At 64.6% G+C, this 26,995-nt stretch carries 25 protein-coding genes; 1 reads left to right on the top strand and 24 read right to left on the bottom strand.

Going from position 1 to position 26,995, the window contains the following annotated elements; translation table 11 throughout:
* Positions 1-19 precede the first annotated feature (19 nt).
* Complete coding sequence (locus AC1D02_RS01875; protein ID WP_477313131.1) at positions 20-355, top strand: PilZ domain-containing protein; 336 nt, start codon at positions 20-22, stop codon at positions 353-355.
* Here the strand turns inward: AC1D02_RS01875 and AC1D02_RS01870 are convergent.
* From AC1D02_RS01870 to AC1D02_RS01755, 24 genes are all read right to left on the bottom strand, one after another.
* Positions 333-542, bottom strand: a complete 210-nt coding sequence (locus AC1D02_RS01870) for a hypothetical protein (RefSeq protein WP_477313129.1) — start codon at positions 540-542, stop codon at positions 333-335. The two genes, AC1D02_RS01875 and AC1D02_RS01870, sit on opposite strands and share 23 nt — an antisense overlap.
* 152 nt (positions 543-694) lie before the next feature.
* On the bottom strand, positions 695-2,008 hold the full coding sequence (locus AC1D02_RS01865) for a DUF3422 family protein (RefSeq protein ID WP_477313127.1): 1,314 nt from the start codon (positions 2,006-2,008) through the stop codon (positions 695-697).
* A 66-nt stretch (positions 2,009-2,074) separates the two neighbouring features.
* Complete coding sequence (locus AC1D02_RS01860; protein ID WP_477313125.1) at positions 2,075-3,289, bottom strand: MFS transporter; 1,215 nt, start codon at positions 3,287-3,289, stop codon at positions 2,075-2,077.
* Between the two features lie 156 nt (positions 3,290-3,445).
* Positions 3,446-3,796 (bottom strand): energy transducer TonB, encoded by a 351-nt coding sequence (locus AC1D02_RS01855; protein ID WP_477313123.1) that lies wholly within the window; start codon positions 3,794-3,796, stop codon positions 3,446-3,448.
* A 44-nt stretch (positions 3,797-3,840) separates the two neighbouring features.
* A complete protein-coding gene (locus tag AC1D02_RS01850; RefSeq protein WP_477313121.1) occupies positions 3,841-4,179 on the bottom strand; it encodes an energy transducer TonB in 339 nt (112 codons plus the stop codon).
* A gap of 54 nt (positions 4,180-4,233) precedes the next feature.
* Positions 4,234-5,994, bottom strand: coding sequence for a methyl-accepting chemotaxis protein (locus tag AC1D02_RS01845; RefSeq protein WP_477313119.1), 1,761 nt, complete (start codon positions 5,992-5,994; stop codon positions 4,234-4,236).
* Positions 5,995-6,400: 406 nt separating this feature from the next.
* A complete protein-coding gene (gene dusA, locus AC1D02_RS01840; RefSeq protein WP_477313117.1) occupies positions 6,401-7,399 on the bottom strand; it encodes a tRNA dihydrouridine(20/20a) synthase DusA in 999 nt (332 codons plus the stop codon).
* Between the two features lie 33 nt (positions 7,400-7,432).
* The gene (gene typA, locus AC1D02_RS01835; RefSeq protein WP_477313115.1) at positions 7,433-9,268 is read right to left on the bottom strand and encodes a translational GTPase TypA; all 1,836 of its coding nucleotides are present in this window, start codon (positions 9,266-9,268) and stop codon (positions 7,433-7,435) included.
* A 208-nt stretch (positions 9,269-9,476) separates the two neighbouring features.
* Positions 9,477-9,626 (bottom strand): hypothetical protein, encoded by a 150-nt coding sequence (locus AC1D02_RS01830; RefSeq protein WP_477313113.1) that lies wholly within the window; start codon positions 9,624-9,626, stop codon positions 9,477-9,479.
* Positions 9,627-9,720: 94 nt separating this feature from the next.
* Positions 9,721-9,966 carry a type II toxin-antitoxin system Phd/YefM family antitoxin gene (locus AC1D02_RS01825; protein ID WP_477313970.1) on the bottom strand — a complete coding sequence of 82 codons (246 nt, stop codon included), beginning with the start codon at positions 9,964-9,966 and terminating at the stop codon, positions 9,721-9,723.
* Positions 9,967-10,060: 94 nt separating this feature from the next.
* A complete protein-coding gene (locus tag AC1D02_RS01820) occupies positions 10,061-10,609 on the bottom strand; it encodes a DUF2059 domain-containing protein (RefSeq protein ID WP_477313111.1) in 549 nt (182 codons plus the stop codon).
* 76 nt (positions 10,610-10,685) lie between these two features.
* Positions 10,686-11,234: a DUF2059 domain-containing protein gene (locus tag AC1D02_RS01815; protein WP_477313109.1), complete on the bottom strand. Its 549-nt coding sequence runs from the start codon at positions 11,232-11,234 to the stop codon at positions 10,686-10,688.
* Positions 11,235-11,308: 74 nt separating this feature from the next.
* Complete coding sequence (truB, locus tag AC1D02_RS01810; protein ID WP_477313107.1) at positions 11,309-12,229, bottom strand: tRNA pseudouridine(55) synthase TruB; 921 nt, start codon at positions 12,227-12,229, stop codon at positions 11,309-11,311.
* Between the two features lie 51 nt (positions 12,230-12,280).
* On the bottom strand, positions 12,281-12,691 hold the full coding sequence (gene rbfA, locus AC1D02_RS01805; RefSeq protein ID WP_477313105.1) for a 30S ribosome-binding factor RbfA: 411 nt from the start codon (positions 12,689-12,691) through the stop codon (positions 12,281-12,283).
* Positions 12,692-12,776: 85 nt separating this feature from the next.
* Positions 12,777-15,596, bottom strand: a complete 2,820-nt coding sequence (gene infB / locus AC1D02_RS01800) for a translation initiation factor IF-2 (RefSeq protein ID WP_477313103.1) — start codon at positions 15,594-15,596, stop codon at positions 12,777-12,779.
* Positions 15,597-15,642: 46 nt separating this feature from the next.
* Positions 15,643-17,208, bottom strand: a complete 1,566-nt coding sequence (gene nusA / locus AC1D02_RS01795; RefSeq protein WP_477313101.1) for a transcription termination factor NusA — start codon at positions 17,206-17,208, stop codon at positions 15,643-15,645.
* Positions 17,205-17,693 carry a ribosome maturation factor RimP gene (gene rimP / locus AC1D02_RS01790; protein WP_477313099.1) on the bottom strand — a complete coding sequence of 163 codons (489 nt, stop codon included), beginning with the start codon at positions 17,691-17,693 and terminating at the stop codon, positions 17,205-17,207. The genes nusA and rimP overlap by 4 nt, the downstream gene beginning before the upstream one ends.
* Positions 17,694-18,008: 315 nt before the next feature.
* The gene (gene rluB, locus AC1D02_RS01785; protein ID WP_477313097.1) at positions 18,009-19,856 is read right to left on the bottom strand and encodes a 23S rRNA pseudouridine(2605) synthase RluB; all 1,848 of its coding nucleotides are present in this window, start codon (positions 19,854-19,856) and stop codon (positions 18,009-18,011) included.
* Positions 19,843-20,592: an SMC-Scp complex subunit ScpB gene (gene scpB, locus AC1D02_RS01780; protein ID WP_477313095.1), complete on the bottom strand. Its 750-nt coding sequence runs from the start codon at positions 20,590-20,592 to the stop codon at positions 19,843-19,845. Before scpB ends, rluB begins: the two co-directional genes overlap by 14 nt.
* 370 nt (positions 20,593-20,962) lie before the next feature.
* Positions 20,963-22,000, bottom strand: coding sequence for a glucokinase (locus AC1D02_RS01775; RefSeq protein ID WP_477313093.1), 1,038 nt, complete (start codon positions 21,998-22,000; stop codon positions 20,963-20,965).
* Between the two features lie 135 nt (positions 22,001-22,135).
* Positions 22,136-22,924, bottom strand: coding sequence for a VTT domain-containing protein (locus AC1D02_RS01770; RefSeq protein WP_477313091.1), 789 nt, complete (start codon positions 22,922-22,924; stop codon positions 22,136-22,138).
* 130 nt (positions 22,925-23,054) lie between these two features.
* Positions 23,055-24,743, bottom strand: a complete 1,689-nt coding sequence (locus AC1D02_RS01765) for an ABC transporter ATP-binding protein (protein ID WP_477313089.1) — start codon at positions 24,741-24,743, stop codon at positions 23,055-23,057.
* A 7-nt stretch (positions 24,744-24,750) separates the two neighbouring features.
* On the bottom strand, positions 24,751-25,770 hold the full coding sequence (locus tag AC1D02_RS01760; RefSeq protein WP_477313087.1) for an ABC transporter permease: 1,020 nt from the start codon (positions 25,768-25,770) through the stop codon (positions 24,751-24,753).
* 4 nt (positions 25,771-25,774) lie between these two features.
* A complete protein-coding gene (locus AC1D02_RS01755; RefSeq protein ID WP_477313085.1) occupies positions 25,775-26,713 on the bottom strand; it encodes an ABC transporter permease in 939 nt (312 codons plus the stop codon).
* Positions 26,714-26,995: the final 282 nt, after the last annotated feature.

Here is a 26,995-nt window from a genome sequence, read left to right as displayed (position 1 = left end):
AGAAGAGAGTCGGACTCAGATGGACGAGCAAAGAGCACATTCGCGACGACTGATGCATGAGGCAGCGTGGATCGCCGCGTCTGCGGAAAGCGCGTGGACGCCGATGGTGTTGCTGGAGATATCCACCAATGGCGTCACGATCGCCAGCACGCAGTCGCTCGACAGCGGCGACGTGCATGCTGTCCGATTCACCCTGCCTGGCGATGCGGCGCCGCATGACGCGTTCGTGCGCTTGTTGTACCGGTCGACGGACGGTGTTCCGGCCGGATTCCGCTACGGGGCGCGCTTCACCAGGATCGACCTGAAAACCACGGAACACATCGTGGATTTCCTCAGTCTTCCGGTGCTCGCCTGATCCGGGCCGCGCCGCAAGCAAGTAAAAGCGCGCTGACCACCCACGTGGTGACGCTATTTTTCGCCTCAGCGACATCGGCCTTGGTGGCCCAGTCAGATCTGATCACCGCGACGTCACGCTCGAGCACGGTCATCCGATCGGCAAGGTTGTCGACTCTTGCTTCTACCGCCGCGATTCGAGTTTCCAACTGCTCACCTCCGGGCGGCTCGCCGCCACCACTCCAGTGTACTCCGTTGTCTCGTGATCGCATTGGCGACCCTCCCCAACCCGGGCGTCCCTCATCGCATGCGAGCCAGCATTTCCTTCGCTACAACGGACACCTTTCGCCGCAGCGCATCTCTACGCATGCATGCGCCGATGCATGTGCCGCAAACCCAGCCACACCCCGGCCGCCACCACCGGCACCAGCACACCGACCAGCACGTCGGGATTGACGCTCATCCCCAGCCCCTTGGCGCCCTTGCCCAGATAGCCGAGCAGGCCGATCACGTAATACGAGATCGCCGCCACCGACAGCCCTTCGACCGCCTGCTGCAGCCGCAACTGCTGCGCCGCGCGCGCGTTCATCGACTGCAGGATCTGGCGGTTCTGCATCTCCTGCACGATGCCCACGCGGGTGCGCAGCAGGTCGTTCGTGTTGGCGATGCGCCGCCCCAGCGCGTCCTGGCGCGCCGCCGTCGCCTCGCAGGTGTTCATCGCCGGCGTCAGGCGCCGGTCCATGAATTCTTCGACCGTCGGGACGCCTTCGATGCGCACTTCGCGCAGTTCCTCGATGCGCGCCCTGACCAGCCCGAAGTAGGCTTTCGACGCCGAGAAGCGATAGCTGTTGTCGAGCGATAGCTTTTCCAGCCGCGCCGCCAGCCGGGTGATCTGGTCGAGCAGCGCCTGGTCCGACCCGGCGCCCTGCTGCCCCGCGTCGGTCGCCACCATCGCGCCGGCCAGCGCCGCCAGTTCGGCCTCGATCGCGTTGAGCACGGTTCCCGCCTCCTGCGCCGACGGCAGCCCGAGCAGCGCCATCATCCGGTAGGTGTCGATTTCCAGCACGCGCTGCACCAGCCGCCCCGCCTGCTGCGCGCGCATGCCGACGTCGCGGATCACCACGCGCGAAAAGCCGTCCGACTGGATCGCGAAGTCGGTCCACAGCTGCGCGCCCTGCATCACCGCGGCGCCGACCAGCAGGTTGCCCTCGAACGCGCGCGCCAGCTCGTCGCCGCTGTCCGCGCCGCGCTCGAGCACCACGTGCGCCGCCACCATCAGCCGGCCTTCCAGGCTCTCCAGCCACTGCTGCGGCAAGTGAACGATCGGCATGCGAGCGAACTTGTCGGCCAGCGCTTCGCCATCGCGCGACGGCTGCGCGAACGTGTAGGTGGCAAATTCGGTATGGCACTCCCACTTCAGGCGGAAGCGCCCGAAGTCGTGATAGAAGTAGGATGCGCCGGCCACCGGCGCGGCGACGCCGAAGTGGCCGCACAGCGCCGCCAGGATGCCGTGCTGGGCCAGCGCGTTGCCGTTCGGCGGGCCCGCGGCGTCGCGCACCACGGCGAGATGGGTAATCGTCTCGGGCGCCTCGAGCTTGAGGAAGGGCCGCGAATGGATTTCGGCGGCCAGCGGCACGCGCAGCGCGTGGTTCAGGCGGGAATAGACGAGGGACATGGAAGGGACCGGAAGTATCTTTCCGACAATGGTATCACCGCCTCCGGTCTGGCGAATGGCGTCGGCCTAATTTGGCGCCGGCGCGGGCGTGACGAGCGCCTGTCGCCAGCCCTGCAGGCGCCAGCCGGCCCACGCCGACAGCGCGGCGCCCAGCAGCAGCACCAGGCGCGTGTCGAGCAAGGTCAGCACCGAGCCGGCCAGCGCCATCAGGATGTTGGCGATGCAGAAGATCGTCGACAGCAGGCCCATCACCGCGCCCTGCCCGTGGGCGCCGAAACGCTCGGAGCACCAGCCGGGCATGATGGCGTTGTAGAACGCATTCGGAATGCCAAACAGCACGATTGCCGCCAGCCCCACCGCCGTGTTGCCGGCGGCCAGCAGCGCCACGGCGCTCGCCACGCCGAACGCATGCCACGCGGCGCGGCGCAGCGGCGGCAACGCGCTCGGGCGGCCGGCGAACACCAGCGAGGTGAACGTCATCAGGCCGCACAGGAGTGCGGTGATCCAGGCGATGCCTTGCGCGTCATAGTGGGCCGTCTCCACCAGCCACAAGGGATAGAACTCGTAGAACGCGGTCACGCCGCAGGTATAGGCCAGCTGCACCACGAAAAGTATGCGCAATTCCGCATAACGCAGCAGGTTCAGCGAATGGTTCTTGTGCGCCACGTGCCACCACGACGTCGTCAGCTTCGAGGGCGCCTCGCGCGGCAGCACCGCGGCCACCAGTGCGGCCATCAGCACCAGCGCGCCGACCGCCACCCAGAACGGCGTCGTGATGCCCCAGCGCAGCGTCAGGCCGGCCAGCAGCGGTCCGGCCAGCCAGCCCATGTAGAAGGCGCCGTTCAGCCACGAGAAAGCGCGCAGGCGCAGAGGGCCGTCGAGCCGGTCGGCCAGCATCGCGCGCGCCACCGAGCCGTTGCCCTCGAGCAGACCGGTGAAGAAGCGCGCCGCGATAAACAGGGGATACGATTCGACGATCAGCGCCAGCGCGGTGAGCGCGTGGCCGGCCGCGGCGCCGAGCGCGGTGGCCAGCAGCACCGGACGGCGGCCGAAGCGGTCCGACAGCGGGCCCAGCAGGGCCGAGCCGATCATCAGGCCGAACGGATTGATGGTCAGCGCGATGCCGAACAGCAGCTTGGGCGGCAGGCCGAGGAAATGGTTGAGGTTGTTCGACACGCCGGACGCGAACAGCGGCGGCAGGATCGGATATGGCAGCGAGGCGCCGATGGTGGAGAACAGCGCCAGGAGACAGGCGGCGGCAATCAGCAATGCGTTTTTCATGCCCGGAATATACGGACAGACGCATTCGATGTAAATGCAATATTGCTTATCCCCTGCTGACTGCAAGGGATAGCAAGGAAGATGGGGCCAGGTCCGCGGGACCAGACCCCGATGCTGCGAATCGCCGCGATTCAGCGATCGGCGGCAGTCTACGTCTTAGTCGAGCTTCCAGCCGTAGTCGACCTTGGTCCAGGTCTGGGCCGGCGCGCCGTCCTTGGTGCCCGGCTTGAACTTGCAGGCCGAGATCGACTTGAGCGCCGCCTTGTCCAGGTTCTTGAAACCGCTGGACTTATCCAGCTTCGACTCGACCACCGAACCGTCCGGCGAGACCAGGAACGACATCGAGGTCGTGCCCTGCTCTTCGTTCATCAGGGATGCCTTCGGGTATTCCGCCTTGCAGGTCTTCGAATCGAAGCTGGCCGGAACTTCCGCGGCCGACGCGGCCACGGTCACGGTGGACAGCGCCAGGGCTGCGAACACACTCAGATAACGCGAATTTGTAGACATACCGTTTCCCCAATCATTGAAATCGCTACACCATTACCGCTTGATTACAGCTTCCAGACGTAGTCCACTTTGGTCCAGGTCTGGGCCGGCGCGCCATCCTTGGTGCCCGGCTTGAACTTGCACGCCGACAGGCCCTTGATGGCAGCCTTGTCGAGGTTCTTGAAGCCGCTGCTCTTTTCGATTTTCGAATCGAGCACGTGGCCGTCCGGCGACACCAGGAACGACAGGGTGACGTCGCCCTGCTCTTCATTCATCAACGACGCTTTCGGATACTCGGCCCGGCAGGTCTTCGAATCGAACGATGCCGGTACTTCGGCTGCAAGGGTGGTGCTGGCAAAACCGCTCAACAACAGCGCGGCGATGATACTGACGTTCTTATTCATGATTCCATTTCCACTTCGTGTTAAACAAACTTGTAAAGCCAATCAACTGCTGACTTAGAATTCTTCCCACTCGTCGCCGGTCACTGGCGCCGCGACTTTTTTCGACTTTGGCTGCTCGGACGGCGCGGCGGCTGCGGCCGGCTTTTTCAGCGCCGGGCGGGCGGCGGCGCGCAGTTGCGGCGCGGCCTTGGCTGCCTTGGCGACGGGCGCCGAGACGGCCACCGGGGTCGGCGCCACATACGCCACTTCGCCTTCGACCAGCTTGAAGATGCTGACCACGTGCGCCAGCTCGCTGGCCTGGTCTTGCAGGCTCTGCGCCGCGGCGGCCGCTTCTTCGACCAGTGCGGCGTTCTGCTGGGTCATGCTGTCCATCTCGATGATCGACAGGTTGACCTGTTCGATGCCGGCGCTCTGCTCCTGGCTGGCGTTGGCGATCTCGCTCATGATGTCGGTGACGCGCTTGACGCTGGCGACGACTTCGTCCATCGTCACGCCGGCCTGGCCGACCAGCTTGCTGCCGCGCTCGACCTTCTCGACCGAATCGCCGATCAGGGTCTTGATTTCTTTTGCCGCCGCCGCGCTGCGCTGCGCCAGGTTGCGCACTTCCGACGCCACGACCGCGAAACCGCGGCCCTGCTCGCCGGCACGGGCCGCCTCGACTGCCGCGTTCAGCGCCAGGATGTTGGTCTGGAAGGCGATGCCATCGATCACGCCGATGATGTCGACAATCTTGTTGGCCGACGTGTTGATCGAACCCATGGTCTCGACCACTTGCGACACCACGTCGCCGCCCTTGCGGGCCACGTCCGATGCGGTCGCCGCCAGCTGGTTCGCTTCACGGGCATTGTCGGCGTTCTGCTTGACCGTCGAGGTCAGCAGTTCCATGGCCGACGCAGTCTTCTCCAGCGAGCTGGCCTGCATTTCGGTACGCGACGACAGGTCGATGTTGCCGGCTGCAATTTCACGCGATGCGGTGCCGATGGTCTCGGTGCCGACGCGGACCTGGCCGACGATGCCCACCAGGCTGTTGCGCATTTCTTTCATCTCGACCAGCAGGCTGCCCTTGTCCGACTCGGCCGTGTCGATCGCGATCGACAGGTCGCCGTGGGCGATCGAGCCGGCGATCCTGGCGGTGTAGCCAGGCTCGCCGCCGAGCTGCTTGAGCAGGCCACGGGTGATGAACCAGGCTGCCAGCACGCCCATCGCGGCGGCCATCACGCCCATCAGCAGCATGAAGTTACGGGCATTCTCGAACGCCGTATTGGCTTCGACCGAGCTCTGGGTGTTGACCTTGTCTTCCAGCGCGGCCAGTTGCTCGAGCGCGTCCATCCACTTCTTCTGGGCCGGCTTGATTTCCTTGATCATCACGCGGGTTGCGTCTTCGGCCTTGTTGGCCAGCCACAGTTCCTGCGCCTTGGCGATGGCCGGCATGGCCACGGCTTCATGTTCTTTCACCTGGGCCAGCAGCGCTTTTTCCGCTGGCGAGCCTTCGGCGGCGAACTTGTCGGACAGTTTCTTCTCGATTTCGTCGTACTTGGCGGTCTGGGCCTTGATGCGGTTCAAGTCCGATTCCATTTCGTCGGGGCTCGACATCATGGTCAGGATGCGCAGCGAATTGATGCGGTCGCCCACATTGCCCTTCATATCGATCACGTAGCGGGTGACGACGTTGTTCACGCTGACGACGCGGTCGAGGCGGTCCTGGATCTGCGCCATGCGCAGGATGCCGACAATGGTCACCGCGACGAGGAAGAACAGCACCAGCGCGAAGCCGAGGCCGAGTCGCACTCCCACTTTCATGTTTGATAAATTCATTTCGTGTGTCTTATATAGAATCGATTGATCGAATTCGCCTGCAGCGCCGGCATTTCCTGTCATCCCTGACTTGCCATCACGCAATCTGTGATGAAGTGTGGATATTGCTCCAAGGATAGATCAAAAAAATGACTGCGGATGCAAAATTGCGTGAATCTGTAAGCAGTTGTTTCAACAGAACAACAAATTATGCTGGAAGACACGGGGAACGCGATGAAGCAGAGTCAGAATTATAGGCGCGACATTTGCTCCACAGCAAGCTTTTGCCCTCAAAACAGTGGCTTGTGTTGTTTCTATGTGGAAACGCCGGGTGGGTAGGGAATGCAGTGTTTGAGCCAATACACGGAAAAAAGGGGACTTGCCCCGCGGACCTGTCCCCCATGTTCAATCAGCGCCGCGTCAAGGCTTACTCGCCGCGCCGCATCCCCGCCGCCGCTTCCAGCAGCAGCCGCGCATCGCCCGCCGCCAGCTTCTTCGAGTCCGACAGCACCTGCCGGAACCCGCGCGCGCCCGGCAGCCCCGCCATCAGCCCCAGCATGTGGCGGGTGATGCTGTTGAGCTTGAGCCCGCGCTCGCCGTGCGCGGCCAGCTGCGCCTGAATGTACGGAATCATCGCCTCGAGCACCTCCAGCCGCGATTTGACGGCCGTCTCGTCGCCATAGAAGCGCGCGTCGTAATCGGCCATCGCGTACGGATTGTGATACGCTTCGCGCCCCATCATCACGCCGTCGACGTGCTGAAGGTGAAGCGCGATCTCGTCGCTGGTCTTGATGCCGCCGTTGATGATGATCTCCAGCTGCGGAAACTCGCGCTTGAGCTGATACGCCACGTCGTACTTGAGCGGCGGGATCTCGCGGTTCTCCTTCGGCGACAGGCCCTTGAGGATCGCATTGCGCGCGTGGACGATGAAGGTGTTGCAGCCGGCGTCGGCGATGGTGCCGACGAAATCGCGCACGAAGCCGTATTCCTCGACCTTGTCGATGCCGATGCGGTGCTTGACCGTGACGTCGATCGTCACCGCGTCGCGCATCGCCTTGACGCAGTCGGCCACCAGCTGCGGCTCGGCCATCAGGCAGGCGCCGAACGCGCCCTTCTGCACGCGCTCGGACGGGCAGCCGCAATTGAGGTTGATCTCGTCGTAGCCGTACTGCTGCCCCAGCCTGGCGCTGGTGGCCAGGTCGGCGGGATCGCTGCCACCCAGCTGCAGGGCGACCGGATGCTCCTCCTCGTTGAAGCGCAGGTGGCGCTCGACGTCGCCGTACACCAGCGCGCCGGTCGTCACCATCTCGGTGTACAGCCAGGTGTGCCTGGTGATCTGCCGGTGGAACACGCGGCAGTGGCGGTCGGTCCAGTCCATCATCGGCGCCACGGAGACGCGGCGCGACGGTAAAGTTTTTTGGGTCATATTGAAAAAGGGCGCCGAAGCGCCCCTTGTTAATTACGCGGCTTCGCGGCCAGCTTTTTTACGCTCGTGCTCTTTCAGGTAGCGCTTGCGCAGGCGGATCGACTTCGGCGTGATCTCGACCAGCTCGTCGTCGGCGATGAATTCGACCGCGTACTCGAGCGACATCTGGATAGGCGGCACCAGGCGCACCGCTTCGTCGGTACCCGACGAACGCACGTTGGTCAGCTGCTTGCCCTTGATCGGGTTGACGACCAGGTCGTTGTCGCGCGAGTGGATGCCGATGATCATGCCTTCGTAGACAGGGTCGTTGTGCACAACGAACATGCGGCCGCGATCCTGCAGCTTCCAGATGGCGTAGGCGACAGCGGCGCCGTCGTCCTGCGAGATCAGCACGCCGTTGCGGCGGCCGGCCATTTCGCCACGGGTGTTGTCGACCGGTGCGTACTCGTCGAACACGTGCGACATCAGGCCGGTGCCGCGGGTCAGGGTCATGAATTCGCCCTGGAAGCCGATCAGGCCACGCGCGGGAATGCGGTACTCAAGGCGCACACGGCCCTTGCCGTCCGATTCCATGTTAGTCAGGTCGCCGCGGCGACGGCCCAGTTCTTCCATCACGCCGCCCTGGTTGGCTTCTTCGACGTCAACCGACAGGTTCTCGAACGGCTCGTGGCGCACGCCATCGACCATTTTGAAGACCACGCGCGGGCGCGACACGGCCAGCTCGAAGCCTTCGCGACGCATGTTTTCGATCAGGATGGTCAGGTGCAGCTCGCCGCGGCCCGATACTTCGAAGATCGTGTCGTCGTCGGTCGGCGCGACGCGCAGCGCGACGTTGGCTTTCAGTTCGCGGTCCAGGCGGTCGCGCAGCTGGCGGCTGGTGACGAACTTGCCTTCGCGGCCGGCCAGCGGCGAGTTGTTGACCATGAAGTTCATGGTCAGGGTCGGCTCGTCGACGGTCAGCATTGGCAGCGCTTCCGGGGTGTCCGGTGCGCACAGGGTCGAACCGATGCCGATTTCGTCGATACCGTTGATCAGGCAGATGTCGCCGGCGATCGCTTCGTCGACCAGCACGCGCTCGAGGCCCTTGAAGTTCAGAACCTGGTTGATGCGGCCCTTGATCGGGGTGCTGTCAGGACCGTTCAGGACGATGACGTCCTGGCCGACCTTGACGCGGCCGCGGTTGACGCGGCCAATGCCGATCTTGCCGACGTACGACGAGTAGTCGAGCGAAGTGATTTGCATCTGCAGCGGGCCGTCCGGATTGTCGTCACGGACCGGCACGTGTTCCAGGATCGCGTCGAACAGCGGCTTCATGTCGCCCGAGCGCACGTCTTCGGTCAGGCCGGCGTAGCCGTTCAGGCCCGATGCGTAGATGACCGGGAAGTCCAGCTGCTCGTCGGTGGCGCCGAGCTTGTCGAACAGTTCGAAGGTCTGGTTGATGGCCCATTCCGGGCGCGCGCCCGGACGGTCGACCTTGTTGACGACGACGATCGGCTTCAGGCCCAGGGCCAGTGCCTTGCGGGTCACGAAACGGGTCTGCGGCATCGGGCCTTCCTGGGCATCGATCAGCAGCAGCACCGAGTCGACCATCGACAGCACGCGCTCGACTTCGCCGCCGAAGTCGGCGTGGCCTGGGGTGTCGACGATGTTAATGTGGGTGCCGTTGTATTCGACCGCGCAGTTCTTCGACAGAATCGTGATGCCGCGTTCCTTCTCGAGGTCGTTCGAGTCCATGACGCGGGTATCGACCGCCTGGTTTTCGCGGAAGGTGCCGGACTGGCGCAGCAGCTGGTCCACGAGGGTGGTTTTGCCGTGATCGACGTGAGCGATAATGGCGATGTTACGAATTGCGCGTTTTTGAGTAGACATGGTCGTAATGAACTGAGAAGGTACGTACTGAGGTACGAGGTGTACGAAGGTGTACGGTGTTTCTGATTCCGGGAACCGACTAGTATAGCACGCAAGCAGCGCATTGCATCGCAACAGCGGAAAAACAGGCGCAATTTCAATGGCTTGCTTATTTGAACCGCAGGGAATTGGGGAGCGCTCTGCCCGACCTGGGTAAGGAATGGTCAGCCTAAATGCGTTGAACCGGTCCAGGATATTGCGCCAGTACGGAATCCGCGGTGACTAATGTGACGCCTTCAACAATTGATTGCGCGATCAAAATGCGGTCAAACGGATCTTTATGAATGTCCGGCAAGCCATCGATCCACAGCGTGCTCACTGGTGACGAGCACCTCGGTGTAGCCGTTGTCGATCAGGCTTCGGCGCTGGGGCCACGGCGCACCATAGAAGCACATGGGTATCTAACAGCAGATTCACTTACCACTTCCGAACAACTGTTCTATCTCCTGGGCGCCCATGGAGTCGAAGTCGTCGGGGATCGAAAATGCGCCGGCCAGGAAGCCCAGGCGCCTTGGCTTGGCCGCGCTTGGGGCATCCAATGCAATCACCTTTACCAAAGGCTTGCCAGCCTTTGCGATGATGAACGGCTCACCTTGGAGCGCGCCGTCCACCAAGCGGGAAAGATGGGTTTTTGCCTCCAGCATATTCACGGTCCGCATCATGTACTCTAGCTAAACCAGACTAAGTTAGTCTAGTCTCTTTTGAGTAACGGTCAAGTTCACGCCCAGCAATTGGTTGATATCGTTGGCGGCGTTAGCGCGGATCGGCCTTATAGCGCGCGATCAGGTCGCGCAAGCCTTCGCGGTAAGCGATGCCGGCGGCATCGCCCTGCGCCGAGCGCTGCATCATCGCGCCCTGCACCGCCTGCTGTGCCTTGGCCACGCCGGCCAGCACCCGCTTGCCCTCGGCCGAGCCGTAAAACGCAATCGCCGCGTCGATCTCCGCTCTCGACATTTCCTTGCTGACGGCCTCGGCAAAGGTGTCGACCGGGCTCTTGACGTTCGGACACTGCGCGCTGCGGAACTGGTAGAACAGTTCCTCGACTTCCGGCCAGTAGTACGACTGGGGCGAAATGCCGCCGTAGACCATCGACATGTTCAGGTAGTCGCGCTTCATCTTCTCGCTGAAGGCGGTGCGGTCGGGCGGACAGGCGTTTTCCTTGGCTGCGGCCTCGCCTTCCTGGCTGCGCAGCACCAATTGGGCAAGCTGCCTCGCAGGATCCGGTTTCGGCGCCGGCTCGGCGGCCTGGGCAGCGGTGGCGACGGCGAAGGAAAAGGTGATTGAGGCGAAACTCAGGCGCATGACGGACGATCTCGGGTGAAATGAGATGTCAATGTACCACGAACAAATGGGGTCCGGCCCGCAGGCTCAGTTCATCTTATTTAGGATCCTGTTTGTACTTATTCCTCAGGATCAGCATCGACTGACGGTATGTCAGTGCCGCTGCAGTTGACGCGGCTTCGTTCGCGCTTCGGTAGGCAAGCTCGGTGACGTCCTCAAAGATTTTCCTGTTCGCAGCTTGCAGCGCCCGTCCGGCGGGCGACGAATAAAATGCCTCGGCCGCACGCAAGTCCGCCACGGTCATCGTCTCCGCGTAATTCTTGACAAACAGTGGTTCCAACCTGTCTCCCGATGTCAGCTCGCAAGCCGAATCGACATATTCACGATAGGCCGCGCGCGCTTCGGGCCAATAATCGGATTTCGGCGAGAGTCCACCAAATTCAGCGGGATGTTTGACGAGCAGCTCCAGCAATCCACGTTCGAGATCTGCGTCCGATTGGCGGCACTTTGCGTTGGCGAGCGCGTATTGGGTGCGGATCTCGAGCAGGTCCGCCAGCCGCTGCGCAAGCCCGGCGCGCTCCGCGGCATCATCCGCATGCGCCCGCAAGCAGGAAAATAACAGAACGAGGGCAAAAATGCGGCGCAAGAGATTCTCCTTGGGCGGTTATCACAGTGGCAACCTCCAGAATATAGCCACGCGCCAACTCGTGTAAAGGAGATTCAGGCTTTGAACGCGATCAGGCGCTCCGGCGCGAGGATGGAGAACTCCTGCAGGATCGCGGTGCCGAGCAGCTTGTCGGCCAGGTACACGCGCACCCTGCCCTGCTCGGCCGGCACGGCGACGTCTTCCTTGCCCAGCGCCAGGCGCTGGCCGTTCAGGAAGCGCTTGGCCAATTCCTCGGTCAGTTGCACCGCGGGGAAGCTCGCCAGCAGCGCGTCGACCGGCGCCAGCATCGACAGCGGCGCCGGATTAGCCTGCATCTGTTCCAGCGTGACCATGCCGTCGGCCGTCAGCGCGCCGACCTGGGTTCGGCGCAGCGCGTGCAGGTGGGCGCCGCAGCCGAGCGCGTTGCCGATGTCTTCGCCCAGCACGCGGATGTAGGTGCCCTTCGAGCATGTGACAGATAATTTCAAAAACGGCGCAGAATATTCCAAAAATTTCAGGTCGAGAATCGTCACCGGACGCGCTTCGCGCTCCAGCACGATGCCTTCGCGCGCGTATTCGTAGTAGGCCTTGCCGTCGCGCTTGAGCGCCGAATACATCGGCGGCACCTGCATGATCGGCCCGCGGAACTGCGCCAGCACGGCTTCGATCTGCTCGGGCGTGACGTTCACGTCGGCCGTGGCGATGGTCTCGCCTTCGGTGTCGCCGGTGTTCGTGGTGATGCCCAGGTGCACCGTGGTCTCATAGGTCTTGTCCGCTTCCAGCAGGTCCTGCGAGAACTTGGTCGCCTCGCCGAAGCACAGCGGCAGCAGGCCGGTGGCGAACGGGTCGAGCGTGCCGGTATGCCCGGCTTTCTTGGCGTTGAGAATGCGTTTGGCCTTGATCAGCGCGTCGTTCGACGACAGGCCGACCGGCTTGTCGAGCAGCAGCACGCCGTCGACCAGGTCGCGGACTTTCTTGGGGTGTTGTGGTTTCATTGATTCCGGCGTCAAGCCCGGGATCAGGTCGGGCGGACCTGACCCCATCGTTTATTCTTCGGTCGGCGCAGGCGCATCCGGCTCGGCGTCGGCCGCGCGGCTGGCGTTGGCCTGGTCGATTAGCAGCGACAGTTCCATGCCGCGCGCGGTCGAGGTGTCGTGCACGAAATGCAGCATCGGCAGCGTGTGGATGTGCAATTGCTTGCCCAGCTGGTTGCGGATGAAGCCTGCCGCGGCGTTCAGCCCGTCCGCGGTGTTCTTGATGACTTCCTTCTTGTCGCTCAGCAGGGTGTAGAACACCTTGGCGTGCGCGTAGTCGGGCGTCAGCTGCACTTCGGTCAAGGTGACCATGCCGATGCGCGGGTCCTTGAGGCCGCTCGCGAGAATCAGCGACAGGTCCTTCTGGATCTGGTCGGCCACGCGCAAGCCGCGGGCCGGAATGTTTTTGCTATGTTTAGCCATGTTCGTATCTTACTTCTTATGAAAAACACAGGGCGCCAATCAGCGCGATGCCGATTGGCGCCCTGCGGGTGACGCGTAGGTCAAATTACAGCGTACGGGCGATTTCCTGCACTTCGAACACTTCCAGGGTGTCGCCAACCTGGATGTCGTTGTAGTTCTTCAGCGACAGGCCGCATTCGAGGCCGGCGCGCACTTCTTTCGCATCGTCCTTGAAACGCTTGAGCGAGTCGATCTCGCCCGACCACACGACGATGTTGTTGCGCAGCAGGCGCACCGACGACGAACGCTTGACCACGCCATCGGTGACCAGGCAACCGGCGACCGCGCCGACCTTCGAGACCAGGATGACCTGGCGAATCTCGACCTGGCCGATGACGGTCTCGCGCTTCTCCGGCGCCAGCATGCCCGACAAGGCCGCCTTGATCTCGTCGATCGCATCGTAAATGATGCTGTAGTGACGGATGTCGACGCCGTTCGACTCGGCCAGCTTGCGCGCCTGGGCGTCGGCCCGGGTGTTGAAGCCGATGATGACCGCTTTCGAGGCGACCGCCAGGTTGACGTCCGACTCGGTAATGCCGCCGACTGCCGCGTGCACCACCTGGACCCGCACTTCCGAGGTCGACAGCTTCTGCAGCGAGCTGACCAGCGCTTCCTGCGAACCTTGCACGTCGGTCTTGACGATGACCGGCAGGTTCTTGACTTCGCCTTCGCCCATGTTGTCGAACATGTTCTCCAGCTTGGCCGCTTGCTGCTTGGCCAGTTTGACGTCACGGAACTTACCTTGACGGAACAGACCGATTTCACGCGCCTTGCGCTCGTCGGCCATGACCATGACTTCTTCGCCGGCAACCGGCACTTCGGTCAGGCCCTGGATCTCGACCGGAATCGATGGACCGGCTTCGGTGATCGGCTTGCCGTTCTCGTCCAGCATGGCGCGCACACGGCCATACGAGGAGCCGGCCAGAATCACGTCGCCGCGCTTCAGGGTACCGGACTGCACCAGGATGGTCGCGACCGGGCCGCGGCCCTTGTCGAGACGGCCTTCGACCACCAGGCCGCGCGCCGGCGCGTCGATCGGCGCCTTCAGTTCCAGCACTTCGGCCTGCAGCAGCACCTGCTCGAGCAGGTCGTCGATGCCCTGGCCGGTTTTGGCCGACACGGGCACGAATGGCGACTCGCCGCCGTATTCTTCAGGCACAACCTGTTCGGCGACCAGTTCCTGCGTCACGCGATCGACGTTGCCGCCCGGTTTGTCGATCTTGTTGATCGCGACCACCAGCGGTACGCCGGCAGCTTTCGCGTGAGCGATCGCTTCCTTCGTCTGCGGCATCACGCCGTCGTCCGCCGCCACCACCAGGATGACGATGTCGGTGGCCTTGGCGCCGCGAGCACGCATCGCCGTAAAGGCTTCGTGACCCGGGGTGTCGAGGAAGGTGATCATGCCGCGCGGCGTTTCGACGTGGTAAGCGCCGATGTGCTGCGTGATGCCGCCCGCTTCGCCCGACGCGACCTTGGCGCGACGGATGTAGTCCAGCAGCGAGGTCTTGCCGTGGTCGACGTGACCCATGACGGTGACCACCGGTGCGCGCGAGCTCGACTCGAAGTGGGTGTGCTCGCCCTGGTCGGCCAGCAGCGCTTCCGGATCGTCCTCGGCGGCGGCAAACGCCTTGTGGCCCATTTCTTCCACGAGAATCATCGCGGTTTCCTGGTCCAGCACCTGGTTGATGGTGCACATCTGGCCCAGCTTCATCAGCTGCTTGATCACTTCCGATGCCTTGACCGACATCTTGTGCGCCAGTTCGGCGACCGTGATGGTCTCAGGGACGTGGACGTCCTTGATGACCGCTTCGGTCGGCGCCTGGAAATTGCTCTCGCGATCGTCGTGGTGCGAAGGACGGCGGCCCTTGGCGCCACCGCGCCAGCCGTCGCGTCCGCCGGTGCCGACGTTGCCGCGCGGCTTGATCGAGCCAGGCGCGCCGCGTTTCTTGGCGTCGTCCGACCAGGTCGACGAGACATTGGCCGACTTGATCGACTTCTTGTCCGGTCCCAGCACCTTTTTCTCGCCCGGCTTGTCGCCCGGCTTCTTGGTGTCGGCCGGCTTGTGCAGCGTGCCTTCCGGCGACTTCGGCTTGAGGGCGGCGACCGGCGGCGCGACCGGCTCGGGAGCCTTGATCGCACGGCGCGGCGCATTCATCATGGCCTTGATCTGGGCGACTTCGTCGGCCACGGCCTTGCGCGCCTTGTCGTTCGCTTCGGCGCGGGCGGCAGCTTCCTTGGCGGCAGCGGCAGCCTTGGCCTTCGCTTCGTCGTCGGCAAGCTTCTTGGCGGCGGCGTCGTCGGCGGCGCCGGCGCTCGCAGCCTGCGCGGCGACGCGCTTGGCTTCTTCGGCGGCCTGCTTCTTCGCGTCGGCTTCGGCCTGCTTGGCCTGGGCTTCTTTTTCGGCGTCGAGCTTGGCGAGGCGGTCCTGCTTCTCGCGCAGGTCGGCTTCCTGGCGAGCGATCAGCTCGGCCTGGCGGCGCGCTTCTTCTTCACGGCGCGCCACTTCGGCGGCGTCGATCACGGGAGCGGCCGGGGCGGCGGCCTCGACCGGCGCAACCGGCTCGTCGCGCTGCACGAAGGTGCGCACTTTTTTGACGGCGACCTGGATCGTGCGCGACTTGCCCGAGGCGTCGGCCTGCTTGATCTCGGTGGTTTCCTTGCGCGTCAGCGTGATCTTCTTCTTTTCCGTGTCGCCCGCTGCACCGTGGGTACGGCGCAGGTGAGTCAACAGCTTATCCTTATCATCTTTCGACAATGGATCTGACGTCGAACTTTTCTCGACGCCGGCAGAACGCAGCTGCGTCAGCAGCAAATCTGCAGGCATCTTCAGTTCGGTGGCAAATTGGGCTACGTTGTTACTCGCCATTCAGTCCTCTTTTCTATGTGTCGCTGAGATGATAAAGATATGCAAATTACGCCTTGGCCACTTCTGCCAGGCTCCAGGCTTTCGCCTGCAGCGCCTTGGCGCGGTCATCGTACTTTGCGTCGACCAGCTTCATCTCGTCGTCGGTCACATCGTTAAATTCATTCTTGATCAGTTCGCGGGCGCGCTCCGACGACAGGGCCAGGATGGCGCCGAATTCGTCGTAGGCCAGCGCGCTGAACGCTTCCACGGTCTTGATCCCCGCCAGGCCAAGCTTGCCGGCGGTGCTGCGGTCCATCCCTTCCAGGTTGACCAGCGCTTCTTCCATGCCTTCCAGGCCTTCTTCCGAAGCGATCGCCTCGGTCACCAGCGCGTCGCGGGCACGGGTACGCAGTTCGTTGACGGTGTCTTCGTCGAACGATTCGATGTCGAGCATTTCCGAGATCGGCACGTAGGCGATTTCTTCCAGCGAAGCGAAGCCCTCTTCGACCAGGATGTCGGCCACTTCCTGGTCGACGTCGAGCTTCTCCATGAACAGCGCGCGCACCGCGGCCGTTTCCGCCGCCGACTTGTTCTCGGATTCTTCGGCCGTCATGATGTTGATCTTCCAGCCGGTCAGTTCGGCGGCCAGGCGCACGTTCTGTCCCGAGCGGCCGATCGCGATCGCCAGGTTTTCTTCGTCCACGACGACGTCCATCGCGTGCTTCTCTTCGTCGACCATGATCGACGACACGTTGGCCGGGGCCAGCGCGCCGATCACGAACTGCGCCGGATCGTCCGACCACAGCACGATGTCGACGCGTTCGCCGCCCAGTTCGCCGGTGACGGCCTGGACGCGCGAACCGCGCATGCCGACGCAGGTGCCGATCGGGTCGATGCGCTTGTCGGCCGTGTAGACGGCGATCTTGGCGCGCACGCCGGCGTCGCGGGCGGCCGATTTGATTTCCAGCAGGCCCTGCTCGATCTCGGGCACTTCCAGTTCGAACAGCTTCATGATGAATTCAGGCGCGGTGCGCGACAGGATCACCTGCGGGCCGCGCATGTTGCGGTCGATGCGCAGGATGTAGGCGCGGACCCGGTCGCCGATACGCAGGTTCTCTTTCGGGATCATCTGGTCGCGCGGCAGGCGCGCTTCGATCTTGCCCGATTCGACGATCGCGTCGCCGCGTTCCATGCGCTTGATGGTGCCGGTCACGAGCGAGTCGCCGCGCTCGAGGAAGTCGACCAGGATCTGTTCGCGCTCGGCGTCACGCACGCGCTGCAGGACTACCTGCTTGGTGTCCTGGGCGAAGCGGCGGCCGAACTCGACCGACTCGATCGGCTCTTCGATGTATTCGTCGACTTCGATGTCGGGAATCTGCTCGACCGCCTCGAAGTGCAGGATTTCCTGGTCCGGCAGCTGCAGGCCGGCGTCGTCCTGCACCACGTGCCAGCGGCGGAAGGACTCGAACTCGCCCGACTCGCGGTCGATGGAGACGCGAATGTCGACCTCGCCCTCATAGCGTTTTTTCGTGGCCTGGGCCAGGGCGAATTCGAGCGCGCCGAAGACGACATCCTTATCGACGTTTTTCTCGCGCGCCAGCGCATCTACCAGTAACAATACTTCGCGACTCATGCTTTGCCCTTCTTAAAATCCACCTGCGGCACCAGACGTGCCTTATCCAGATCGGCGAGCGTAAACTCCAGCTGCGCCGGTCCATCCTTACTTTCAAATTCCAAACCGATCTTGTCGCCCTGCGGCGCCTGAATCACGCCGGTGTAGGTCTTGCGATTCGCGCTGCCCGGGAAGGCGGTGCGCAGCTTGACGGTGCACTCGTGACCGGCGAAACGCTCGAAGTCGGCCAGGGTGCGCACCGGGCGGTCCAGCCCCGGCGACGAGATCTCGAGCCGTTCGTAGTCCACGTTCTCGACCGTCAGCACGTGCGACAGCTGGTGGCTGACCGTGGCGCAGTCTTCGACCGTAATCGGGCCTTTTTCCGCCGCGTCCTCTGCAGTGAAGTCGATGTACACGCGCAAAATCCCGCGCTCGCCCCGCTCCACATCGACGAGGTCGTAGCCCAGGCCAGTAACTGTCTTGGCGATCAAATCAAACTGCTGCAATCGAACTTCTCCAGGCCGTAAAAACGTTTTACCAAAAAAAAAATGGGCATCTGCCCATCTTCCAAAATCACTACCAGATGAAAGCACTTGCACGAAGAAAACGTAGCGAAGAAACTTTTATTAGGTTACGGATTATAGCGCGTTTCGCCATACACCGCAATCGCGCAAAAGGCAAATGAACATTCCAACAACACCTGCACGTCGTTCCTGCGAAGGCAGGAACCCATGCTGAATACGATTGATTCATATTGCATCGCCATGCCGCTTCAGCATGGGCTCCCGCCTGCGCGGGAGCGACGGTCTTTCGGCCGCGCCTTAACCGCGGCGGCCGCGGCGCGGCAGGCCGTGGTCGTTGCCGCGCGGGCCTTGCGCGCCCTGCGGACGGCGCGAGCCGCCGGCATTGCCGAAGCCGAACGTGGTCTGCAGCGGATCCGGCTGGCGCGGCTTGCCGCCGCCCGTGCCGCCGCTGCCTGGCCGGCCGCCCTGCCCGCCCGGACGCCCCTGTCCTTGCGGACGGCCGCCCTGGCCTGCCGGCTTGCCCTGGCGCGGACCCTGGCCCTGGCCCGGCTCCTGCGGACGGCCGCCGGCGGTCGGATGCCCTCCCGCCATGCCGCCGTAGCCGGCGCCGACCAGCGGCGTGCCGCGTCCCTGCGGACGGCCGCCACGACCTCCGCGTCCGCCCATGCCGGCGAACGGATCGACATTGCGGTTCACGTCGGCGCGGTCGATGCGGTTGCCGTCAGGCTCACCGCGCTCGCCACGTTCGGCGCGTTCGCCGCCACGGGCCTGCTGCGGGCCGCGCGCTTTCGGGCCGCGGTCGACGGCGACTTTCTCGCCCTTCTTCTCGACGCCGAACGCGGCCAGCAGCGCGCGCACGTCGTTTTCTTCCAGCTCTTCCCAGCGGCCGCGCTTCAGGCCGGACGGCAAGGTCATCGCGCCGTAGCGGGTGCGGATCAGGCGCGACACGGTCAGGCCGATCGCCTCGAACATGCGGCGCACTTCGCGGTTGCGGCCTTCGCCGATCACCACGCGGTACCACTTGTTGATGCCTTCGCCGCCGCCGTCGGCGATCTTGGTGAAGTTCGCCGTGCCGTCTTCCAGCTCGACGCCGGCCAGCAGCTTCTGGCGCATGCCTTCTTCCAGTTCGCCCAGCGTGCGCACCGCGTATTCGCGGTCGATGTTGTAACGCGGGTGCATCAGCCGGTTGGCCAGGTCGCCCGAGGTGGTAAACAGCAGCAGGCCTTCGGTGTTGAAGTCGAGGCGGCCGACGGCCAGCCACTTACCGGCCTTCATGGTCGGCAGGCGGTCGAACACGGTTGGACGGCCTTCCGGATCGTCCTGGCTGACGATTTCGCCGGCCGGCTTGTGGTACACCAGCACGCGCGGCGGCTTGGTGCTCACCTTACGCTGAATCAGCTTGCCGTTGATGCGGACCGCGTCGGACGGCAGGATGCGCTGGCCGATGTGGGCCGGCTCGCCGTTGACCGACACGCGGCCGGCGACGATCAGGTCTTCCATGTCGCGGCGCGAACCGAGGCCGGCTTCGGCCAGCACCTTGTGCAATTTCGGCGCGTCGTCGTCCGAGGTCAGGTCGCGGCGCACCTGCTTGGCGGGCTGCCCGCGGCCGCCGTCGTTGGCGTCGTAAGCGTCGGAGGTGACGTACGAGAAGGCCTCGTCGGCATCGCTGGCGCCGCCGCGCGGCTTCTTGTGGTGCTGCAGGCCGGGATTGCCCTTCTTGTTTTTCTTCTGGCGCGGCTTGCCGTCGGCCAGGCGCTCCGGACGCGGACCGCGCTCGCGGCGCGGCTCGCCTTCAGCGGCGACGGCGACCGCTTCGGCGCCTTCGGCGGCCGGCTGCGGCTGCGGCGCGTTTGCCTGGCGGATCTGGCGCTGCTCGCGCATCTGGCGCGGGCCGCGCGGCGGACGCGGGCCGCGCTCGGCGGGCGCCGCAGCCTGCCCGGCCGGCGCCGGGGCGACAGGCGCCTGATCCACCGGCGCGGCTTCGGCCTTCGGCGCGACTGCCTTCTTGGCGCGCGGCCTGGTGATGCCGGCCGCTTCGTCGGCGTCGATCTGCGCGCGGGTGCGGCGCTTGGCCTTGGCCGGCACTGCTTCGTCCTGGCCGGCCATGTCGGCGGCGTTCGTCTCGGTTGCTTTAGTTGAATTCATCGTTCGTTTCTTGGTTGTGCAGACCCGGCGCGGGGTCGTGAATGGGGACTTCAACGAGTGAAGTGTCGGCGCCTGCCGCGACATCCATGTCGCCCGCGCCATCGTCGGCGGCCACCGGGGCCGCCGCCTTGTCAAAATTTTCCTGCAGCGCCGCTTCCAGCGCCTCCATCTCGGCGCCGCTGTTGCGCGTGTCCGCCAGGTCCTGCAGCGGCGGCAGCTGCGACAGCGAGGCCAGTCCGAGGTCGTCGAGGAAGGCCTTGGTGGTGCCCAGCAGCGCCGGACGCCCGATCACTTCGCGGTGGCCGATCACGTCGATCCAGCCGCGGTCTTCCAGCATCTTGATCGTCTGCGAATTGACCGCGACGCCGCGGATTTCCTCGATGTCGCCGCGCGTGACGGGCTGGCGGTAGGCGATGATCGCCAGCGTTTCCAGCGTCGCGCGCGAATATTTGGGCGGCTTCTCGGGACTGATGCGGTCCAGGTACTGCTTCATTTCGGGCCGGCTCTGGAAGCGCCAGCCGGACGCCAGGCTGACCACTTCGATGCCGCGCTCGCGCCAGTCGTAGCGCAGCTCTTCGAGCATCAGCTTGATGGCGTCGGCGCCGACGCCCTCGCCCAGCTCGCGGCCCTTGTCGTCGACGTCGATAAACAGCTTTTTCATCGAATGGATCGACATCGGCTCGCGCGCGCACAGCAAGGCGGTTTCGAGGACTTTTTTAGCCTCATCAGTATTCATAGCGAATGTCGTCAGCGGATCTTGCACATGCAATGCAAAGAAAATATCAAACAAAAACCAATCAACGAAACGCGGCGACCGTCATCGAGTGAGGCCGGCTGCCGAAGAACTGTTGTCGTAGCTGGAATCCGTTGTCCGGGCCGGGATGCGGCGGACACGATGGTACTGGTGGCGAGATCCGTACTCTGCCACACGGCTGCCCGTACACCTGGCGGGCTTGTGCGCCGTTGATTTTCAAGCGAAACGCTTCACTCCGGGAGCCGGTCAGGAGACGGGGCTCCGGGCGCGCTCTGCGGGAACGATCGACATCGCCTCTTCAAAACTGCGGCCATTGTACCTGATAAAACGGCACGTGGGCTATCGCGCGCCCTCAGCCGGCAACAGGTGTTGCCGCCAGCCGCTCGGCGAGGATGGCCGACACGCCCACGAACGCCGGGTATTCGGCGGTGATGACCCAGGTCGGCACCTGCGCCAGGTAGCTGACGAAACGGCCCTTGTGCTCGAAGCGGCGGCGGAACGGCGAGGCGGCGAAGCGCGCGCCCAGCCGCGGCACGATGCCGCCACCGATGTACACGCCGCCCTGCGCGCCCAGGGTGATGGCCAGGTTGCCGGCCACCGTGCCGAGCATGGCGCAGAAAGTGTCGACCACCCGGTCGCACAGCGCGCACTCGCCGGCCAGGGCACGCCGCACGATTTCCGCGGCGCCCAAGGGTTCTGGGGTCTCGCCGGCCTGGTCGGCCAGCGCGCGGTGCAGCAGTTCGATGCCGACGCCGGACAGGAAGCGCTCGGCCGAGACGTGCTCGAACTCCTTCCAGGCGAACTGGAGGATGGCGATTTCGGCCGGATTGGATGGCGAAAAGGTCACGTGGCCGCCTTCGCTCTTCAGCGCGGTCCAGCTGTCGCCGCACGGGATCAGGCCCGACACGCCCAGGCCGGTGCCGGCGCCGACCAGGCCAAGCGGCGTGCCCGGATGGGCCGCGCCGCCGCCGACCTGCTGCTTCTGGTCCTCGCGCAGGTGCGGCAGCGCATAGGCCAGCGCGCTGAAATCGTTGACCACCAGCAGCGTATCGAAGCCGCACTCCTGCTGCAGCGCGGAAATCGAAAACTCCCAGTGGTGGTTGGTCATCCTGACGTAGTCGGCCACCACCGGGTTGGCGATCGCGATCGCGGCGTGGCGGATCTGGGTGACGCCCGCCGCGGCCAGCGCCGGCGAGGCGCGGTAGGCGCGCAGCGCATCGGCCAGGGTCGGGTAGTTGGCGCAGGCCAGCACCTCGATCAGTTCGATCCGCCCGGGCGCAGTCTCCAGCGCGAAGCGCGCATTGGTGCCGCCCACATCGGCCAGCAGGCGCGGGCCGTCGGCGAACGGGACGGGAATTGGGGACGGCACGGATTGAAGCGGAGCGGTCATGGCAATGAGAGAAGGATGAACCATCCTATCGTAAGGACTTCTCGCGCCCGATGCAAGCTCTCTTTGTAGTTTAGGTACATCGTCGCGCAACAACGGCAATCCCGCGTCTCGCAGCCAAGGGCGCATTGCGCGTAGTCAAGCTACGTTCGCTCGGCCTTTTTCCGCCGCTTGCCGGGCGTTCCAGGCATCGAGCCCGCCGTGCAGGGCGCGCGCGCGGTGAAAGCCGTTGGCCAGGAACTGGCGCGCGACCTGGGCGGCCGTGACGTCGTTGGGGCAGCTGCAATAGACGACGATGTGGCGGTCCTTGTCCAGCGACGCCATCAGCTGGCCCGGTTCGCAGCCCGCGTAGTTGAGCGCGCCCGGGATCGCCTGCTCGAGCCGCTGGGCGGTGAGGCTGCGCGCATCGACGATCAGCGGCGCCTGGCCGCCGTCGATCAGCGCGGCCACCTCGTCGACCTGGACCCGCTCGACCGGCAGGCTGCGCAGGAAGCGGCGCCGCTCCACATACTTATAGAGGACGAACAGCGCCAGCAGGGTCAGCAAGCCGGCCAGCGCCGCGCCGCCCATGGTGTCGAGCGTGTCGAGCACGTCGTCGATGCTGTCGTGGAAAATGGCGCCGGCGCCGATGCCCACCCCGCTCCACAGCACGCCGCCGATGACGGACAGGCCGAGGAAGCGCGGCGTGGTGGTGCCCATGGCGCCGGCCAGCGGCGGCGCGATTGTGTTGAAGCCGGGGATGAACTTCGCGACCACCAGCGACTTGGCGCCGTAGCGGTTGAACTTATCCTCGGTCTGGCTGACGCAGTAGTCGGGCGACAGCGAGATTTTGCACAGCAGGCGCAGCACGCGCTTGCCGTAGAAGCGCCCCGCCTTGAACCAGAAATAGTCGCTGATCAGGCAGGCGGCCAGGCTGGCGGCGAGCACCGATCAGCACGCCGTAGGTCTGGATCAGGTGGAGTAGTTGCGACATTCGGCAATGGTAGCTTAAACCATGCGCCGGCGTCGGCAACAACCCCGGGGTCGGGTCCGGCGGACCTGACCCAGTCCCCGGTTGCTATACGCCGCGGGGAATCGCGCTCAGGAGCGTCTTCGTGTAGGGATGCTGGGGATTGCGATACAGCTCGTCCGAATCGGCCAGCTCCACCACGCTCCCCTGGTGCATCACCATCACCTGGTCGGCGATGTACTTCACCACCGACAGGTCGTGCGAGATGAAGATGTAAGACAGGCCGAATTCGTCCTGCAGATCCTGCAGCAGATTGAGCACCTGCGCCTGCACCGACACGTCGAGCGCCGACACCGATTCGTCGCACACCAATATCTCCGGCTTCATCGTCAGGCAGCGCGCGATCGCGATGCGCTGGCGCTGCCCGCCCGAGAATTCGTGCGGATAGCGGTGGAAGGCTTGCGCCGGCAGGCCGACCTTGTCCAGCAGCGCCATCGACATCGCCACGCGTTCGCTGTCGTTGGCGCCGATACGGTGGATGCGCATCGGCTCCATCAGAATCTGGCCGACCGTGAAGCGCGGATTCAGCGACGCATACGGGTTCTGGAAGATGATCTGGATGCGCCGCTTGTACGGCATGTACTCGCGCGCCGGCATGGAAATCAGGTCGCGGCCTTCGAACATTGCGGTGCCGGACGTGGCCTGATGCAGCCGCAGCAGGGTCAGTCCCACCGTGGTCTTGCCCGATCCGGACTCGCCCACCACGCCCAGCGTCTTGCCGCGCGCGAGCGTGAACGAGACGTCCTTGACGGCCTTGAACTCGCGCTTGCCGAACAGGCCCTCGCGGAAGTAGAAGCTCTTCGACAGCTTGTCGACCACCAGCACCGGCTCATCGCCAGGCGCAGTACCGCGCTTGCGCTGCGGCTGCCCGGCCAGCACGCCGCCGCCCGCGATGTAGTCGTCGATCACCGGCAGGCGCATCGGCCGCGCGTCGAGGCTCGGCCGGCAGTTCAGCAAGGCGCGCGTGTAGACGTCGGCCGGCCGCTCGAAAATCTGGCGCACCTCGCCCTCCTCGCGCACTTCGCCGTGGCGCATCACGATCACGCGGTCGGCGATCTCGCCCACCAGGCCCAGGTCGTGGGTGATGAACAGCACCGACATCTGGCGCTTCTTCTGCAGGCTGGCGATCAGCGCCATGATCTGCTTCTGGATCGTGACGTCGAGCGCGGTGGTCGGCTCGTCGGCGATCAGCAGCCTGGGCTCGCAGGCGATCGCCATCGCGATCATCACGCGCTGCTGCTGGCCGCCCGACATCTGGCTCGGGTAGGCGTCGATCTTGCGCGCCGGGTCGGGGATGCCGACTTCGTCGAGCAGCTCCAGGGTGCGCGCGCGCGCCTGCTTCTTGTTCATGCCCATGTGAAGGCGCAGCACTTCGCCGATCTGGAAGCCGACCGTGAACACCGGATTGAGCGAGGACATCGGCTCCTGGAAGATCATCGAGATGTCGCGGCCAGCAATGCGGCGCCGCTCGGCCAGCGGCAGCGCGAGCAAGTCGCGGCCGTCGAACAGGATGCGGCTGGCCGGGTCGACGATGCTGTTCTCGGGCGCCAGCAAGCCCATGACCGCGAGCGAGCTGACCGATTTGCCGCTGCCCGATTCGCCCACCAGCGCCACCGTCGCATTGCGCGGCACGTCGAAGGAAATGCCCTTGACCGCTTCGAAGCTGGTCTTCTTGTCGAGCCGGAAGGTGACGCGCAAGTGGCGCACTTGCAGCAGCATGCTGGAGTCGTTCGTCATGGCCGCCTTATTTCAGTTTCGGGTCGAGCGCGTCGCGCAGCGCGTCGGTGAACAGCGAGAACGCCGTCACCAGCAGCGCCATCGCCATCGCCGCGGCGGTCAGCTGCCACCACTTGCCGAGAATGAGCTCGTTCTGCGCTTCGTTCAGCATGCTGCCCCACGAGACGGTGCCGACCGGGACGCCGAAGCCGAGGAAGGACAGGATCACTTCGGCCTTGATGAAGCCGACCACCAGGATCGACAGCTGCACCAGGGCCACGTGGCTGACGTTGGGGAAGATATGCGAGAACATCTTGCGCCAGGTCGAAGCGCCGATGGCGTCGGCCGCCATCACGTATTCGCGCGCCTTGTGTTTCATGTATTCGGCGCGGATCAGGCGGTACGGCCCGGTCCAGCCGGTCAGCCCGAGAATCAGCACGATGGTGGCGATGCCCTTCTGCTGCAGCACCGCGGCCACGGTCAGGATCATCAGGATCGACGGAATCGAGGTGAAGATGCTGTAGAACCAGTTGAACATGTCGTCCACCAGCCCGCCGTAGAAGCCCGACACGGCGCCGAACAAAGTGCCCAGCGCCACCGCCAGCGTGGCGGCCACCAGCCCGACCACGATCGAGGTCTCGGCGCCCTTGATGGTTTTCTTGACGATGTCGTGGCCCCACTTGTCGGCGCCGAACGGCAGCGTCGGACGGCGCACCGCATCCAAGCTGGCGGCGCGGTAATGGGGATCGGCCTTGATCGCGCGGATGTCGTCCCCCAGCGGGTCGAAGGCGTTGTCGGGCGCCGGCGCCTCGGCCACGGCGGCGGCGCGCGTCAGGCCGGCGTCGCCCGCGAAAGCCGGCGGCGCGTAGTTGACGCCGACTTCCTTTTCCCAGTCGGCGGCGACCAGGCCGCAGGCCGACAGCACCAGCAGCGCGAGGAAGGCGGCGACGATCGCCAGCGACACCATCGCCACCTTGTCGGCGCGCAGGCGGCGCCAGGCCAGGGTCCACAGGCCGGGCGAAGTTGGCAGGTCGGTCAGTGCTGTCATCGGGTCAGGAAAGTTGAACGCGCGGGTCGACGGCCTGGTACATCAGGTCGGCCAGCAGGTTGAAGAGCATGGTCGCGGCGGCCACGTAGACGGTGATCGCCTTGATCACCGGGAAGTCGCTGCGCTCGACCGCGAGGATCACTTCGCGCCCGATGCCGGGGATGCCGAAGAAGCGCTCGAGCAGGAAGGCGCCGATCAACAGCGCCGGCAGGCTGGCCATCACGTGCGTGATGATCGGGATCGCGGCGTTGCGCAGCACGTGCACCCACATGATGCGGCGTTCGCCCAGGCCCTTGGCGCGCGCGGTGCGCACATAGTCCTGGCCCACTTCGTCGAGCACGAAGCTGCGGTACAGGCGCAGGGTCGGCGCGATCGACACGGCCAGCCCGATCAGGATCGGCAGGGTCGCGTAGCGCAGCAGGTTTTCGAGGAAATGCTCGCCCCAGCCCTGCACCGGGAACAGCCCCAGTTTGTAGGCGAAGCCGTACTGGAACACGATGATGTAGACCAGGATCGAGATCGACATGCCGACCGTGCAGGCGATCATCACGGCGCGGTCGGTCAGCGAGCCGCGCACGAAGGCGATCGCCAGCGCCAGCGCGATGCCGAACACGGTCTCGAGGATGGTCAGCGGCACCAGCACCGTCAGCGACGGCCCGAGCCGCGTGGCGATGATGTGCGACACCGCTTCGCCGGTGCTCCAGGCGTTGCCGAAATCGAAGGTGAGGATCTGCCTGACGAAGATGCCGAGCTGGACGTAGTACGGCTGGTCGACGCCGAGCTGCTTGCGGATGTTGGCGATCTGCTCGGCGCTCGACATCTTGCCGGCCAGCAGATAGGCCGGATCGCCGCCTACCCAGTTGAACAGGAAGAACACCAGCACGACCACGCCGGCCATGGTCGGCAGCATCTGCCACAGGCGGCGCAGGATATAGGCAAGCATGTCGAAACTCCGTGGTGGACAGGCCCGGTTCGGCCGCGCCGCAAAAAAGGCGTAACGATAGCGCAAATCGGCGCCGGCGGCGACGTTTCCGTCCAGTCCGCCCGGCCAAAGTCGTCTAGACAGCAAGAACTGGTACAAATGTTGTTTTTCAGGCTAGCGCGATGCCGTTCAGTATTGACAGGATGTCCGCCGCGATGCTCTGATGTTGCCTGGAAAAAAACTTTTCCCAAAAAGCTTGCCGACTCCTGACCGGGGGCCGGCAATTTTCAAGGCAGCGGCCCC

The organism is Massilia sp. P1_C10 (assembly GCF_056406475.1).
The sequence above is the reverse complement of the archived record's forward strand: the minus strand, read 5'-3'. Positions and strand labels throughout refer to the sequence as shown.